This is a genomic window from Leeuwenhoekiella sp. NPDC079379, assembly GCF_044542075.1.
Taxonomy (GTDB): domain Bacteria; phylum Bacteroidota; class Bacteroidia; order Flavobacteriales; family Flavobacteriaceae; genus Leeuwenhoekiella.
Window position 1 is genome coordinate 80,938 of record NZ_JBITTU010000008.1, and the last position, 15,621, is coordinate 96,558.

A 15,621-nucleotide genomic window follows, 5' to 3' on the forward strand; every position below is an offset into this window, starting at 1 on the left:
TTAAACCCATAAATGGTATCTTTGCCGCTGAAAATTTTATATTTATTATGACTCCTAAAAGATATACAATAACCGCAGCACTGCCTTATACAAACGGCCCTATACATATAGGACACTTAGCAGGCGTGTATGTGCCGGCAGATATTTATACACGCTACTTACGAGGTATAGACAAAGATGTAGCTTTTATATGTGGTAGTGATGAGCACGGTGTTGCAATAAGTATCAAAGCCAAAAAGGAAGGGATAACACCTCAGGAAGTTGTTGATAAATACAATAAAATCATCAAAGATTCATTTGAAGATTTTGGAATTTCTTTTGATAATTATTCCCGTACTTCTGCGGAAGTACATCACAATACTGCATCAGAATTCTTTACAAAACTTTACCAAAAAGGTCACTTTATAGAAGAAGTTACAGAGCAGTTATATGACGCCGAAGCAAATCAATATCTAGCAGATCGCTTTGTAATAGGTACTTGCCCTAAGTGTGGTAATGAAGAGGCTTATGGTGATCAATGTGAGAGCTGTGGCTCTTCTCTTAATGCGACAGATCTAATAAATCCAAAATCTACTATATCTGGCGCAAAACCTGTAATGAAAGAAACCAAACACTGGTTTTTACCTTTAGAACGTTATGAAGACTTCTTAAAACAGTGGATTCTTGAGGATCATAAAAAAGATTGGAAGTCTAATGTATACGGGCAATGCAAATCCTGGATTGATGATGGCTTGAGACCACGTGCTGTAACTCGGGATCTTGATTGGGGAATTCCAGTTCCGGTAGAGGGCGCAGAAGGTAAAGTTTTATATGTTTGGTTTGATGCTCCCATAGGCTACATCTCATCTACAAAAGAGTGGGCTGCACGCGAAGGAAAAGATTGGGAACCTTACTGGAAAGATGAAGACACAAAACTGGTTCATTTTATAGGAAAAGATAATATCGTTTTTCATTGCATTATATTCCCTGCCATGCTTAAAGCAGAAGGCAGTTATATTTTACCCGACAATGTACCTGCAAACGAATTTCTAAATCTCGAGGGTAATAAGCTCTCTACTTCAAAAAATTGGGCAGTGTGGTTACATGAGTATCTTCAAGATTTTCCGGGACAGCAAGACGTTTTGCGTTACACATTAACTGCAAATGCTCCAGAAACAAAAGATAATGATTTTACGTGGAATGATTTTCAGGCACGTAACAATAATGAACTTGTTGCTATTTTTGGAAATTTCATCAACCGCGTGGTGGTATTAACGAGTAAATATTATGAAGGTGTAATACCGCAGCCCGCAGCTTTTAATGAAGAAGACGAGCGTGTTTTAGCCGAAATGAAAGCTTACCCTGCTGTGATTGCCAGTTCGATTGAGCGTTATCGCTTCCGCGAAGCGCAAAATGAATTGATGAATGTAGCGCGATTAGGAAACAAATATTTAGCTGATGCTGAGCCGTGGAAAACGGTGAAAACAGATGCAGAACGCACACAAACTGTGATGTATGTTGCACTACAAATCGCAGCAAGCCTAGCAGTATTAAGCGAACCCTTTTTACCCCATACCGCAAAAACTTTAAAAGAAATGCTTAATATGGAAAGTAATGATCCGCTAATGACGTTACCTCAACCTTTAAGCTGGTCAAGTTTAGGCGAAAAAATAGATTTACTGCCTGTAGGTCATACTATCGATGCAGCTGCTCTGCTTTTTAGCAAAATAGAAGAGGAGCAAATTCAAAAACAATTAGACAAATTAGAAGCAACCAAAATGAGTAATCAAGCTGAAAACGCTACGGTAACACCACAAAAAGAAACCATCGAATTTGATGATTTTACTAAACTAGATATGCGTGTGGGAACCATTATCGAAGCAGAAAAAATGCCAAAAACAAAGAAGCTTTTAGTTTTAAAAGTAGATACCGGTATTGACGTACGCACTATTGTTTCAGGTATTGCAGAGAGTTTTACTCCCGAGGAAATTATAGGGAAACAAGTTACTGTTTTAGTTAATCTTGCTCCTCGCGCATTGCGTGGTGTAGAAAGCCAGGGAATGATTTTAATGACTGAAGATGCACAAGGTAAACTCGTGTTTATGAACCCAGATACTGCTGGTGTTAAAAATGGTGGGGTTATAAGTTAGAGTACTAACTGCGCTCGACCTTAAAAATCATTTTAAACTTAATTTTGATCTTGTGTCACATCGAGCGCAGTCGAGATGTCATCTAAAATTTTAAATATGAAAACGTATTTTGTTTATATATTAAAATGTTCAGATGGCTCTTATTATACTGGGTTGACTAATAATTTAGAATCCCGTATAAATCAACATAATTCTGGACTGAATACTGAGAGCTATACATTTAAAAGAAGACCTTTAAACTTGGTTTTTTCGCAAGATTTTAGTGATGTCAATCAAGCTATACTTTTTGAAAAAAAAATTAAAAAGTGGAGCGCTAAAAAGAAAACTGCATTAATTAATGGAGATCATAATTTATTGCAAATTCTGGCCGAATGTAGAAATGCAACCCATTATAAGTATAAACCAGAGTAGTGTCTCGACTGCGCTCGACATGACATTACTACTTCATAATTTACATTTGTGTCACATCGAGCGCAGTCGAGGTGCATTTACATAATAAACAATCTAAATGTCCGCAATCCTCTCCTACCTCCTATCTCAAACTAATCTTCCGGAAAGTAGCATTAAAAACACCTTGCAGTTACTTGATGAAGATGCTACTATTCCGTTTATTTCTCGTTACCGAAAAGAACGTACCGGGAATCTTGATGAGGTTCAAATAGGTGAAATTGTAACATTTAAAGAGCAATTTGAGGCTTTAGAAAAACGAAAAGCTGCCATATTAAAATCACTTAAGGAGCAGGAGGTTTTAACCCTAGAACTCAAAAAGCAAATTAGCAACACCAGTGATTTAATTGCACTTGAGGATATTTATTTACCCTATAAAAAAACCCGAAAAACTAAAGCAGACACGGCACGTGAGAATGGTCTGGAGCCACTTGCAAAAATCATAATGGCGCAAAATACCCGTGATCTGGAAGCTGCTGCTGTGACGTTCCAAAACGATACGATTAGCTCAACAGATGATGCGCTGGAAGGTGCCCGCCACATTATTGCGGAATGGGTAAATGAACGTGCGGACATTCGTAATTATTTACGTAATCAATTAGAGCGTCACGCGCAGATTACCACTAAAGTTGTCAAGTCTAAAAAAGACGAAGAAAAAGCACAGAAATACAAAGATTATTTTGAGTGGGACGAGTCATTAGCGCGTATTCCTTCACATCGGTTTTTAGCGTTAATGCGCGCTGCTGATGAGGGTTTTATACGATTGAAGATAGATATTGATGATGATAAAGCCTTGCAGAATATCGAGAATCGCATTATAAAATCTAATAATGCCAGTGCAGAGCAGATTCAAATGGCAATTGCAGATTCTTACAAGCGTTTGCTATTTCCGGCATTGAGTAATGAGTCTTTAAGTGCTGCAAAAGAGATGGCAGACAATGAAGCAATTTTAGTTTTTGCAAAAAATTTACGCCAGCTGCTATTAGGTTCGCCACTGGGCGAAAAACGTATTCTCGCACTCGATCCTGGTTTTAGAACGGGATGCAAAGTAGTTTGCCTTGATGAAAATGGCGGATTGCAACACAACGAAACCATTTATCCGCATCCTCCTAAAAACGATACAAAAGGCGCAATGCGTAAAATAAGTTTTCTGGTCGACGCACACAAGATTGAAGCGATTGCTATAGGTAATGGAACTGCTAGTCGGGAAACCGAACAATTTATAAAAAGCATGCAATTCAATAGAAATATAGATGTTTTTGTAGTGAGTGAAGCCGGCGCTTCTATTTATTCAGCATCTAAAATCGCCCGTGATGAATTTCCTAATTATGACGTGACGGTACGTGGCGCAGTTTCTATAGGTCGTCGCCTGGCAGATCCGCTTGCTGAGTTAGTAAAAATCGATGCAAAATCTATTGGCGTAGGACAGTATCAGCACGATGTTGATCAATCAAAACTAAAAAGCGAGCTCGACCGCGTTGTAGAAAGTTGCGTAAATACCGTGGGCGTAAATATAAATACGGCAAGTGTTCCGTTATTGAGTTATGTTTCGGGAATAGGCCCTAAACTGGCTGAAAATATTGTTGCCTATAGAGATGAAAAAGGAGCATTCACATCGCGGAAAGAAATTTTGAAAGTTCCGAGATTGGGTGCTAAAGCTTATGAACAAGCCGGTGGCTTTTTACGAATAAAAGATGGCAAGAACCCGCTCGATGATTCTGCTGTACATCCAGAACGTTACGATTTGGTCGAGAAAATGGCTAAAAAACTCAAGGTTTCCGTAGAAAATCTTGTTGGAAATAAAACCATTTTAAAAGAAATAAGCCTCGAAGATTACGTGACCGATGAGGTGGGCTTACCTACGCTAAAAGACATTTTGGACGAACTTGAAAAACCCGGACTCGACCCACGTGAACCAGCAAAGGCATTTACTTTTAATCAAAATATACGTAAAATTGAAGATCTGGAAGTTGGCAAATTGCTTCCGGGGATTGTGAATAACGTGACTAATTTTGGTGCTTTTGTAGATATTGGGATTAAAGAAAGTGGTTTGATTCACATCTCAAATCTCGCCGATGGCTTTGTAAATGATGTAAATGCACACGTAACCTTACAGGAACATGTGGTAGTAAAAGTCCTCGAGGTAGATATCAAGCGAAAGCGTATTCAACTCAAATTGCACAAGCTCAATGCTTAAAATCGCATACCATCCCATTTACAAACACCCATTGCCAGAAGGACACCGCTTCCCGATGGAAAAATATGATTTGCTTCCAAAGCAACTTTTGCACGAAGGCACCTGCACCGAAGCTAATTTCTATGAACCTGATTTCCCCGAGGAAAAATATATACGTGCAGTACATACAAATGACTACGTTACAAACCTAAAAGCTCTAAATATAGATCGAAGAGCTGTCCGAAAAATTGGTTTCCCGCTGTCTCAGGAGTTAGTAGACCGCGAACAAATAATCGCTCAGGGTACTATTTTAGGTTGTCATTATGCGTTGGAAAATGGCGTCAGTTTTAACATCGCCGGTGGTACCCACCACGCTTATAGTGATCACGGCGAAGCCTTTTGTTTGTTTAATGATCAAGCGATTGGAGCGCGCTACCTTCAGACAAAGGGGTTGGCTCAAAAGATTCTTATTGTAGATCTGGATGTGCATCAGGGCAATGGCACCGCAGAAATTTTTAAGGGAGACAATTCGGTGTTTACCTTTAGTATGCACGGTGCGGGTAACTATCCGTTTAAAAAAGAAGTTTCAGATCTTGATATTGCTATACCTGATAAGAGCGGCGATGACTTCTATTTAGCTAAGTTGAAAGAAACTTTACCCAAACTCATTAAGCAGGTAAACCCAGATTTTATCTTTTACCTCAGCGGAATTGATATTTTAGAAACCGATAAGCTAGGTCGATTGTCTTGCACTGTTGAAGGCTGCAAAGAGCGGGATCGTTTTGCATTGTCTTGTTTCCGTGAAAGCGAAATTCCTGTACAGGTAAGTATGGGCGGTGGATATTCTCCCCAGATTAAAACCATTATTGAGGCTCACGCAAATACGTATAGATTAGCACAAGAGCTTTATTATTAGATTTCTTATACAAACGACTGGTTTTTATGCGAATAACTAAAATCGCAGGTGTTTTCCCCCTATTTTAAAGTAAAACCTTGATTCCTATTTAATTAGTTTTATTTTTGTTAAACTATTTAACAAATGAATTATGAAAACAATTAAAACCTTTTTTGCCCTTTTTATTTTTGCTGCTACATTTACTTCGTGTGATGCGGTGGATGAATTGATCAATATTGATGTAGACACCACAATTACTGAAAATATAGTGATTACAGTTTCTGAAGGAGAAACCTTTTCAAAATCTACTACAATTAGTATTGATGACCAAGATGTAAGAGATAACCTAGATAAGTTAGATGATCTACAAATTACAAAACTTACTTATCAAATCATAAGTGTAAGCGGTACCGAAAATGTAGTTGCTACAGGAATGTTTACTGCTTCAAGTAGTACCTACCCCTGGTTTGAGGCATCAGATAGTGATTCTGTAAACTTAACCGAGGCAGCGGCAGCTGGTACGATTTATAACATAGATGTAAATCAATCTCTAGTTGATGCTTTTGAAGCAGATTTAAAAAGCGGTGCTACAGCAACACTTTCAGCATCAGGAACAGTATCTGATGCTCCTGTAACATTTACCGTTCGAGTAACAGCAGATGTTAAGGTTACTATATAATTTAGTTAAGTAAATAAAGTGAGAAGAACCCGATGCTAATGTATCGGGTTTTTTTATGCCTATATTTTACTCATAAACAGGTAAGTGCAGGTAGCACACTTCTAATTAAAGAATTATATTAGTAAACTATTAACACAATTACAAAAATGGCTATTCCCGAAAAGGCACGTAAATACTGGCGTGAGAACATAAAATATCTCACCCTATTACTCATAATTTGGTTTGCAGTTTCGTTTGGCTGTGGGATTCTTTTCAAAGATTTTCTCAATCGATATAGTCTGGGCGGTTTTAAATTAGGTTTCTGGTTTGCACAGCAAGGAAGCATTTATGTCTTTGTCATACTCATCTTCGTATACGTGTGGCTTATGAATAAGCTAGATAAAAAATACGGCTATAACGAATAATGAGTTCTTTTCAATTTTAAATATCAACTATGAGTGTTCAATTATGGACTTGGATTTTAGTGGGGGTGACCTTTGCTATTTATTTTGGAATTGCAATCTGGGCACGCGCAGGATCAACTAAAGAATTTTATGTTGCTGGTGGCGGCGTATCTCCTCTTGCAAATGGGATGGCCACAGCCGCAGACTGGATGAGTGCTGCTTCATTTATCTCGATGGCAGGAATCATCTCTTTTGCAGGTTATGACGGCTCTGTTTATCTTATGGGTTGGACCGGTGGTTATGTGCTACTCGCGTTACTGCTTGCTCCATACCTGCGTAAGTTTGGTAAATTCACCGTACCTGATTTTATAGGTGATCGCTACTACTCCAACACTGCCAGAACCGTAGCCGTGATTTGTGCACTCATTGTATCATTTACATACGTAGCCGGGCAAATGCGTGGTGTAGGTATTGTTTTTTCTCAGTTTCTTCAGGTAGAGATTACTACCGGGGTGCTTATAGGTATGGCGGTAGTGCTCGTTTTTGCTTTTTTAGGCGGAATGAAAGGTATCACGTACACACAAGTAGCTCAATATTGTGTGTTGATCTTCGCATTTATGGTTCCGGCAATTTTTATTTCGATACAAATGACGGGGAATATTATCCCGCAAATTGGGATGGGTGGTCGCGTAGAAGATGGCACCTATTTATTAGAGAAATTAGATACGTTGCATACCCAGCTGGGCTTTAAAGAATATACCGAAGGAACAAAATCAACCTGGGATGTTTTTGCAATTACACTAGCTTTAATGGCCGGTACTGCAGGTCTTCCTCACGTTATTGTTCGATTTTTTACGGTTCCTAAAGTAAAGGATGCCCGTAAATCTGCGGGTTATGCGCTGTTGCTAATTGCTATTTTGTACACTACGGCTCCAGCAGTATCGGTTTTTGCACGCACCAACCTCATCGAGACCGTTAGTGAAAAAGCGTATGCAAACCTTCCGCCGTGGTTTAAAAACTGGGAAAATACAGGTCTTATCGCGTGGAGTGATAAAAATGGAGATGGTAAAATACAGTATGTAAATGGGGAAGCTGTTTCCGGTAAACCCGAATTTACTGAAGAACGTGGTAAATCTGGCGAACGCTTAGTAAGTAATGCAACTACCGAAACAAACGAATTGTATGTAGATCGAGACATTATGGTTCTTGCCAATCCCGAAATTGCACAACTACCGGCCTGGGTAATCGCTTTAGTGGCTGCAGGAAGCCTTGCTGCTGCACTATCTACCGCTGCGGGCTTACTGCTGGTAATCTCTACTTCAGTTTCTCACGATTTGATAAAGAAACAATTAAGACCTAACATTTCTGATAAAGGTGAATTATTAGCAGCACGCATAAGCATATTTTTTGCAATTCTGGTTGCGGGGATTTTTGGTATTTACCCCCCGGGATTTGTTGCGGCAGTTGTCGCATTGGCTTTTGGGCTTGCTGCGGCTTCATTTTTCCCTGCAATTATTTTAGGGATTTTTGATAAACGTATGAATAAAGAAGGGGCTGTTTCCGGAATGGTAGTAGGTATTATCTTGATGTTGTTTTATATGATACGCTACAAAACCGGACTTATAGGCGTTTTAGAACCCTTACCAGAAGCAGACTGGTGGTTTGGCACATCGCCTGAAGGTTTTGGTACGATAGCGATGTTTGTAAATGTGGTGATCGCCGTGGTGGTCTCACGAATAACTCCTGCCCCGCCTGAAGATGTACAGGAAATCGTTGAGAACATTAGAATCCCCAGCGGTGCCGGGGAAGCACAGGAGCATTAAATATGAGATATTAGAAGTTTATGATTTAATTAAAGTTTTGAGAATTATAGGATTTTAAATATTATGAAGACCTTTAAGCCTTAAACCCTACCACATGCCCACTTTTATATTTAATCATATTGCGCTTTCAGTCAAAGATGTTGATGCATCTATAGTTTTCTATCAAAAGGTATTTCAGCTTGAAGAAATAGAAAATACCGCTTCAACTTCTGCTACCCGTTGGCTATCGCTGGGCGAAGGCAAACAACTGCATCTAATCCCGAGACCTGATGCTGAAATAAAAACCAATAAAGCTGTTCATTTTGCACTATCAACCGCAGATGTAGGTTTGTTTATAGAACACTTAGATAACTTAGCGATTACCTATTCAGACTGGAGGGATACGCCTACTAAAGATTATATACGCAATGACGGAATACGGCAGGTATATTTTCAGGATATAGATGGATATTGGATAGAAGTAAATGAGGCTGTATAAGGCTAAACTTAAATTCTGAAATACAATATATTTAATTTACTATGTACGTGTAGCATATTGGCTTTCGCAAGAAATAGATTTTTTTTTCAATAGTTAAATTGAAAAAACACTGTTATAAAATACACAACAGTATAGTATTGTTCTCCTCAAATCGACAACGATTTAGTAATTTTAAGCGTTATAACTACACTAAAAAGACCAGATGAGTAATTATCATATAAAACATTTAGAAGAGTATTTTCAAGTATATCGTAAATCTGTGCGCAACCCAGAGAGTTATTGGGAAGAAATAGCTGAAGAACATTTTATGTGGCACAAACGCTGGGATGAAGTTCTTAGTTATGATTTTGAAAAACCCGAATTTAAATGGTTTGAAGGTGCAAAATTAAACATTACCGAAAACTGTATAGACCGACACTTAAGAACGCACGGTAACAAAACAGCAATTCTTTTTGAACCTAACGATGCTTCTGAAGAAGCGCAACACATAACCTATAACGAGCTACATGAGCGGGTTTGTAAAATGGCAAATGTGCTTAAGTCTAAAGGAGTTCAAAAAGGTGACCGGGTATGTATTTACCTACCTATGATACCAGAACTGGCTGTTTCAGTTCTTGCGTGTGCACGTATAGGAGCCATTCATTCTGTGGTTTTTGCCGGATTTTCTTCTACAGCTCTGGCTTCACGCATTAATGATTCTTCATGTAAAATGCTCATCACCAGCGACGGGTCTTTCCGCGGAAACAAAAAAATAGATTTAAAAGGGATCGTAGATGCGGCCCTTGAGCAATGTGATTGTATAAAAAATGTATTAGTCGTAAAGCGTATTCAGACCGATATCCCTATGGTAAACGACAGAGATGCGTGGCTTCAGCCGTTATTAGATGCAGCAGAATCTATTTGTGAGCCTGAAATTATGGATGCCGAAGATCCGCTGTTTATCTTATACACTTCTGGTTCTACCGGCACGCCTAAAGGTATGGTACACACCACAGCTGGTTATATGGTTTATACGGCATTTACGTTTAAAAATGTATTTCAATATAGAGATGATGATGTGTATTGGTGTACAGCAGATATAGGGTGGATCACCGGTCACAGCTATATTGTGTATGGTCCGCTGGCAAATGGAGCTACTACAGTTATGTTTGAAGGTGTACCCAGTTATCCTGATTATGGGCGATTTTGGGAGATTGTAGAAAAACATAAAGTTACGCAGTTTTATACGGCACCCACAGCAATACGTGCCTTAGCCAAAGAGAAAATCGAGTATGTTGAGAAGTATGATTTATCATCGCTTAAAATTTTAGGGACAGTAGGTGAGCCTATTAATGAAGAGGCCTGGCACTGGTATGATGAGAATGTAGGAAAGAAAAAATGTCCTATTGTTGATACCTGGTGGCAAACCGAAACCGGCGGTATTATGATCTCACCCATCCCCTATTCTACTCCTGCGATACCTACTTTTGCAACGCTTCCATTACCCGGAATTCAGCCTGCGCTGATGGATGAAGAAGGAAAAGAAATTAAAGGAAATCAAGTTGATGGTCGCTTGTGTATTAAATTTCCGTGGCCTTCTATGGCGCGTACCATCTGGAATAATCACGATCGCTATAAAGAAACGTATTTCTCTGCTTATAAGAATATGTATTTTACCGGAGATGGTGCATTGCGCGATAGTGTAGGCTATTACAGAATAACCGGTAGAGTTGATGATGTCGTGATTGTAAGTGGTCACAATCTGGGAACAGCTCCTATAGAAGATGCGATTAACGAGCACCCGGCTGTGGCAGAAAGTGCAATTGTAGGATACCCGCACGATATTAAAGGCAGCGCACTTTACGGTTATGTTATTTTGAAAGAAACCGGTGAAACCCGTAATCAGAATAATTTAAGAAAAGAAATAAATCAGCTTATTTCAGACCGAATAGGACCTATCGCAAAACTTGATAAAATTCAATTTACAAGCGGTTTACCTAAAACCCGAAGCGGGAAAATTATGCGCCGTATTTTACGTAAAATAGCTTCAAATGACACTTCAAATATGGGGGACACGAGTACACTTTTAAATCCTGAAGTGGTAGAAGAATTAATGGAAAATGTGTTGAAATAACTAATCTGAACTATTTATATTAATCTTTGAGAACAAAAAAAGCTATTCTATTTTAATATAATTCTTAATTTAGTTCACTACTAATCAATCAAAATAGACAAATGAACACATTTAATGATCAGCAACCTCCCAAAACCTGGCTCGTAGAATCTATACTTGCTACAATATTATGCTGTCTACCTTTTGGTATTGCAGGGATTGTAAATGCTGAAAAGTTGAATCACAATTTAATGCGGGTAATTATGAAGGTGCGAGAAAAGCCTCTGCAAATGCTAAAAAATGGACAATTGTGAGTGTAGCTGTTGCTTTAGGTGGAGGAATTATTTATGGAATTATAATGGTATTGAGTTTTGCCGGAAGTCAATTCTAAGAAACCCTACTATCTAGGCTTTGCACTTTTGGGTATAGGATTGCTTATTTTTTATAAGACCTATAACCCGGAAGTGCATTCTTTTTTTCCGAAGTGTCCTTTTTTATCTATTACAGGTTTACAATGTCCCGGTTGTGGTTCACAGCGAGCCATTCACCATATTTTAAACGGGCATTTAGTTAGTGCAATTAAACAAAATGCAATGCTGGTCATAGCAATACCTTACGTAAGTCTTGGTATGTTTTTAGACTATAAAAAATCGCTTAGCCCAAAATTGTTACAATTAAGAAATAAGCTTTATGGCATTACAGCAATATGGTTTATTCTGGGATTAGTTGTATCATTTTGGATTTTTAGAAATATTTCGATTTAATGACTCATTAAAAAAAGCCTCCAATTGTATCTAAATTAAATACACTTGAAGGCTTTTAGGTCAATAATCTATTTGTTTAAAAAGATCTTTTATTTGCTTAAAAGTAATAATTCATCACATACAATCTCTGTGATGTAGCGTTTTTCTCCTTGCTTAGTCTCATACGATCTGGAAGTAAGCTTCCCTTCAATGGCGATTTCTTTTCCTTTAGTAACGTAATTTTCAACCAGCTCGGCTGTTTTTCCCCAGGCCACTACATTATGCCATTGCGTATCTGTAATACGCTCACCTTTGTTATTCTTGTAGTTTTCATTAGTTGCGATACTGAATTTTGCCAGTTTCTTACCCGATTCTAAATTTACAATCTCAGGATCATTACCTAAATTTCCGATCAACTGTACTTTGTTTCTTAATGTGCTCATGATTTTTGTTTTTGCGTTAAACAGTTAATTATACTTCCGCAAAGGCGGAAGTTTTTTTGTCTTTCATTACAATTGCTGCAACTAATTGACAGGGCAAAGATGAATCAGCACTCAAAAAATATTCGGTTATTAACCAGTTACTTACGTTTATAGTCGATTGTAAACGTTTACAAGTGTTTGTTTTCAGTTCTTTCTGTAGGATGGCATTCTAATAAATTCAAGTTTAAATCCCTGTAACCAAAGGAGAAAATACCCCTTGCGATTGAGTCATAATCTTCTAATCTTGGCATTATCGCTTGATATTAAATAATATATGAGCAAACGCAACAGAGAACCGACTTAAAGACTAAAATATGATTGCAACATTATTTAAACCGAAAAGACCTAAAACACCTGCACTCTATAACGACTCATTTTTTAACACGTTAAGACAAAAAGAATACAGCAGACTAGATAAAGACAATCACGTATATTTAGATTATACAGGGGGTAATCTCTACAGCGAATCCCAAATTTTAAAGCATCTTAACTATTTGAAAGCGCACACTTTTGGTAACCCACACTCGTCAAATCCCACATCAAAACATGCTACCTACTTAGTGGAGGAAACCCGAAACTCTATTTTAGACTATTTTAACGCCCACGACTATCATTGCATATTTACACAAAATGCTTCAGGCGCTTTAAAAATTGTTGGAGAGTGTTACCCATTTACTGCAACCAGTGAGTATTTGCTGTTTTCAGACAATCACAATTCAGTTAATGGCATTCGAGAATACTGCCGTAATAAAGGCGGAAATTTTAATTATGTTCCTTTAAAATTTGAAAATCTACGTGTAGATGAAGACCGTTTAAAGGAAGCATTGCATAAAAATAAGTCAGCATCAAATAAACTCTTTGCTTACCCGGCACAATCTAATGTATCTGGAGTACAACACGATTTAAACTGGGTTACGTACGCACAGCAGCTAGGATGGGATGTATTGCTTGATGCCGCAGCATATGTCCCCACTTCGCAGTTAGATTTAAGTAAAATAAAGCCTGATTTTGTTACTATGTCATTTTATAAAATTTTTGGATACCCTACAGGTCTTGGATGTCTTTTAGTAAAAAAATCAAAATTTAATAAGTTGAAAAAACCCTGGTTTGCAGGGGGTACAGTTACTTTGGCTTCGGTGATGGCACCTCATCATTTTCTTATAAATAATCACGAACGCTTTGAAAACGGAACGCTTAATTACTTAGACATTCCTGCTTTAAAAACCGGACTTGAGTATATTAATGAGATAGGTATAGACCATATAAATGCGCGGGTCCAATCATTAACTCACTACCTATGCGAAAAATTAAGTGCCTTAAAACACAATAATGAAGTGCGCAAAGTAAAACTTTTTGGACCCTGTGACCGTTCAGATACTGGCGGAACGTTAATTATGTCTTTTTTTGATTCTCGCAATAAAGTAATTCCCTTTGAACCCATTGAAAAGCAAGCCAACGCAAAAAATATTTCATTACGCACCGGCTGCTTCTGCAATCCCGGGATTGATGAGATTAATAATAATCTTTCCGCAGAAGAATTAGACAGTTATTTTAACACCAGACACACCGGCAATTACAATGAGATGATAAATACATTACAAAAATTAAGAGGTGCAACCCGAATTTCGGTAGGCATCGCTACAAATAAAACAGATTTAGACTATTTTATTGATTTTGTAAAACATCTCGAATAGTATTTACTAGATAATAAAGAAAAATCTCAATTTCAGTTTACTGTTTTTTTGGGTTTAATATTTCAAAACAGGTTCTTACAAAGTCAATAAATTTTATATTTAAATTTTAAAACAGTCAATCAAATCACAATTTTAAAATTTAATCACCTTGACAAAATCTAACAATTATCTGTTCTTAACGCTTCTGCTCATTGTCCTATCGTTTACCTCGTGTTCAAATGATGATAACACAAGTAATTATAGAAATTCATATACTACAGCAGACCTACAGATCATTCATAATAACGATTCAAAAGATTGGATTCTTGAGGGGTATTATGATCAGTACAATTCAAAAACATTGAATAAAGACAATACGTGTTATACCGATGAGCAATTTAGTTTTACAGCAAATGACGGACAAATAACTGTTATTTCTGGTGAAGAAAATTGTTTTGCAAATGCTACACAAACCGAACTTACAAATGTCTCTTATACGTTTTATGAAGAAACAGGCTCTGTATTTATTACTATTGCAAAAAATGCCGAACTGGGAGAAGTAACCAAATCAGTTTTCTTTAGTTTACAGCTCGTAGAGCTTGAAGAAAACTTAATGATTTTTGCTTCAGGAGAAGAAAACAATTACGGTAAAGCTTTAGTTTTTAAACGCTAATTTAATTCCTGTTTAATTGTGATACCATGAATGATTTAGAAACACTTCAATATCCTATAGGTAAATTTCAAAGACCGCAGTTTATTAGTGATACACAATTGCAAACAAGCATAAAACAGATCGCTAATTTTCCTTCGGAAGTGGAACAGTTAATTAGTAGTTGTTCACCGTTTGATTTAACTAAAACCTATCGCCCGGGAGGTTGGAGTATTAATCAACTCGTACATCACTGTGCAGACAGTCACATGAACGCTTTTATAAGATTTAAACTGGCGCTTACTGAAGATTGCCCTACAATTAAACCGTATTTTGAAAATCTCTGGGCAGAACTACCAGACACCCATAAAGTTGACCCATCTATATCTTTACAAATTATAAAAGGTGTGCATTACCGCTGGGAAGTACTGCTCAACTCGTTAACACTTAATGATTTTACAAAAGAATATATTCACCCCGAACATGGCGAACGCTTTACGCTAGCTGCCGTACTTAGTATGTACGAATGGCATTGCAAACATCATCTAGCTCATATTAAACTGGCAATCAACTCCTAAAAAAGTCTTATTTTAGTAAAAGACTTAAAAAATATGCAAAAGACCTGTCCGGAGTGTGGTGATAAAATTATAGGAAGAGCAGATAAAAAGTACTGTAGTGATGCCTGTAGAAATACCGCAAACAATAAACTGAATACAGACAGTAAAAATCTATTGCGCAACACAAATAATAAGTTGCGTAAAAATTACCGCATCTTAGAAGCGTTGAATCCAGACGATAAAACTAAAACCACAAAGGCTAAACTACTTCAAGCAGGTTTTGATTTTGATCTGTTCACGAGTATTTATACGACTAAAGCGGGCACTATATATTATTTTGTCTATGACCAGGGTTATCTTCCGCTTGACGGAGATTTTTATGCGCTCGTAAAACGAAATTAAATAGTATTCTCTT

Annotated in this window: 15 protein-coding genes and 1 pseudogene; 15 read left to right on the forward strand and 1 reads right to left on the reverse strand. The window is 37.5% G+C overall.

Features of this window, described 5'->3' with window-relative positions; all coding sequences use genetic code 11:
- Positions 1 to 47 precede the first annotated feature (47 nt).
- From metG to ACIGAM_RS14645, 11 genes and pseudogenes are all read left to right on the forward strand, one after another.
- Positions 48 to 2,129 carry a methionine--tRNA ligase gene (gene metG, locus ACIGAM_RS14595; protein WP_396512210.1) on the forward strand — a complete coding sequence of 694 codons (2,082 nt, stop codon included), beginning with the start codon at positions 48 to 50 and terminating at the stop codon, positions 2,127 to 2,129.
- A 96-nt stretch (positions 2,130 to 2,225) separates the two neighbouring features.
- Positions 2,226 to 2,540 (forward strand): GIY-YIG nuclease family protein, encoded by a 315-nt coding sequence (locus tag ACIGAM_RS14600; protein ID WP_396512211.1) that lies wholly within the window; start codon positions 2,226 to 2,228, stop codon positions 2,538 to 2,540.
- Between the two features lie 97 nt (positions 2,541 to 2,637).
- Positions 2,638 to 4,773, forward strand: a complete 2,136-nt coding sequence (locus ACIGAM_RS14605; protein ID WP_396512212.1) for a Tex family protein — start codon at positions 2,638 to 2,640, stop codon at positions 4,771 to 4,773.
- Positions 4,766 to 5,668, forward strand: a complete 903-nt coding sequence (locus ACIGAM_RS14610; RefSeq protein ID WP_396512213.1) for a histone deacetylase — start codon at positions 4,766 to 4,768, stop codon at positions 5,666 to 5,668. The genes ACIGAM_RS14605 and ACIGAM_RS14610 overlap by 8 nt, the downstream gene beginning before the upstream one ends.
- Before the next feature lie 130 nt (positions 5,669 to 5,798).
- Positions 5,799 to 6,326 carry a hypothetical protein gene (locus ACIGAM_RS14615; protein WP_396512214.1) on the forward strand — a complete coding sequence of 176 codons (528 nt, stop codon included), beginning with the start codon at positions 5,799 to 5,801 and terminating at the stop codon, positions 6,324 to 6,326.
- Positions 6,327 to 6,472: 146 nt separating this feature from the next.
- Entirely contained in the window at positions 6,473 to 6,730 is a 258-nt protein-coding gene (locus ACIGAM_RS14620; RefSeq protein WP_028377261.1) for a DUF4212 domain-containing protein, read from the forward strand.
- Between the two features lie 29 nt (positions 6,731 to 6,759).
- The gene (locus tag ACIGAM_RS14625) at positions 6,760 to 8,532 is read left to right on the forward strand and encodes a sodium:solute symporter family protein (RefSeq protein ID WP_396512215.1); all 1,773 of its coding nucleotides are present in this window, start codon (positions 6,760 to 6,762) and stop codon (positions 8,530 to 8,532) included.
- A 94-nt stretch (positions 8,533 to 8,626) separates the two neighbouring features.
- Positions 8,627 to 9,010 (forward strand): VOC family protein, encoded by a 384-nt coding sequence (locus ACIGAM_RS14630; protein WP_396512216.1) that lies wholly within the window; start codon positions 8,627 to 8,629, stop codon positions 9,008 to 9,010.
- A 202-nt stretch (positions 9,011 to 9,212) separates the two neighbouring features.
- Positions 9,213 to 11,123 carry an acetate--CoA ligase gene (acs, locus tag ACIGAM_RS14635; protein WP_396512217.1) on the forward strand — a complete coding sequence of 637 codons (1,911 nt, stop codon included), beginning with the start codon at positions 9,213 to 9,215 and terminating at the stop codon, positions 11,121 to 11,123.
- Positions 11,124 to 11,224: 101 nt separating this feature from the next.
- Positions 11,225 to 11,493: pseudogene (locus ACIGAM_RS14640) on the forward strand (CD225/dispanin family protein).
- Complete coding sequence (locus ACIGAM_RS14645) at positions 11,474 to 11,866, forward strand: DUF2752 domain-containing protein (RefSeq protein WP_396512218.1); 393 nt, start codon at positions 11,474 to 11,476, stop codon at positions 11,864 to 11,866. The pseudogene ACIGAM_RS14640 and the gene ACIGAM_RS14645 overlap by 20 nt, the downstream one beginning before the upstream one ends.
- Positions 11,867 to 11,955: 89 nt before the next feature.
- Here the strand turns inward: ACIGAM_RS14645 and ACIGAM_RS14650 are convergent, their stop codons facing one another.
- Positions 11,956 to 12,288 (reverse strand): single-stranded DNA-binding protein, encoded by a 333-nt coding sequence (locus ACIGAM_RS14650; protein WP_396512219.1) that lies wholly within the window; start codon positions 12,286 to 12,288, stop codon positions 11,956 to 11,958.
- Between the two features lie 353 nt (positions 12,289 to 12,641).
- Here ACIGAM_RS14650 and ACIGAM_RS14655 point away from each other — a divergent pair, with 353 nt between their 5' ends.
- The 4 genes from ACIGAM_RS14655 to ACIGAM_RS14670 all read left to right on the forward strand — a co-directional run bounded on the left by ACIGAM_RS14655 (position 12,642) and on the right by ACIGAM_RS14670 (position 15,608).
- Positions 12,642 to 14,021 (forward strand): aminotransferase class V-fold PLP-dependent enzyme, encoded by a 1,380-nt coding sequence (locus ACIGAM_RS14655; protein ID WP_396512220.1) that lies wholly within the window; start codon positions 12,642 to 12,644, stop codon positions 14,019 to 14,021.
- 148 nt (positions 14,022 to 14,169) lie between these two features.
- A complete protein-coding gene (locus ACIGAM_RS14660; protein ID WP_396512221.1) occupies positions 14,170 to 14,673 on the forward strand; it encodes a hypothetical protein in 504 nt (167 codons plus the stop codon).
- 26 nt (positions 14,674 to 14,699) lie between these two features.
- Positions 14,700 to 15,227 carry a YfiT family bacillithiol transferase gene (locus ACIGAM_RS14665; protein ID WP_396512222.1) on the forward strand — a complete coding sequence of 176 codons (528 nt, stop codon included), beginning with the start codon at positions 14,700 to 14,702 and terminating at the stop codon, positions 15,225 to 15,227.
- A gap of 33 nt (positions 15,228 to 15,260) precedes the next feature.
- Positions 15,261 to 15,608 (forward strand): hypothetical protein, encoded by a 348-nt coding sequence (locus ACIGAM_RS14670; protein ID WP_396512223.1) that lies wholly within the window; start codon positions 15,261 to 15,263, stop codon positions 15,606 to 15,608.
- The last annotated feature ends 13 nt before the right edge of the window (positions 15,609 to 15,621 follow it).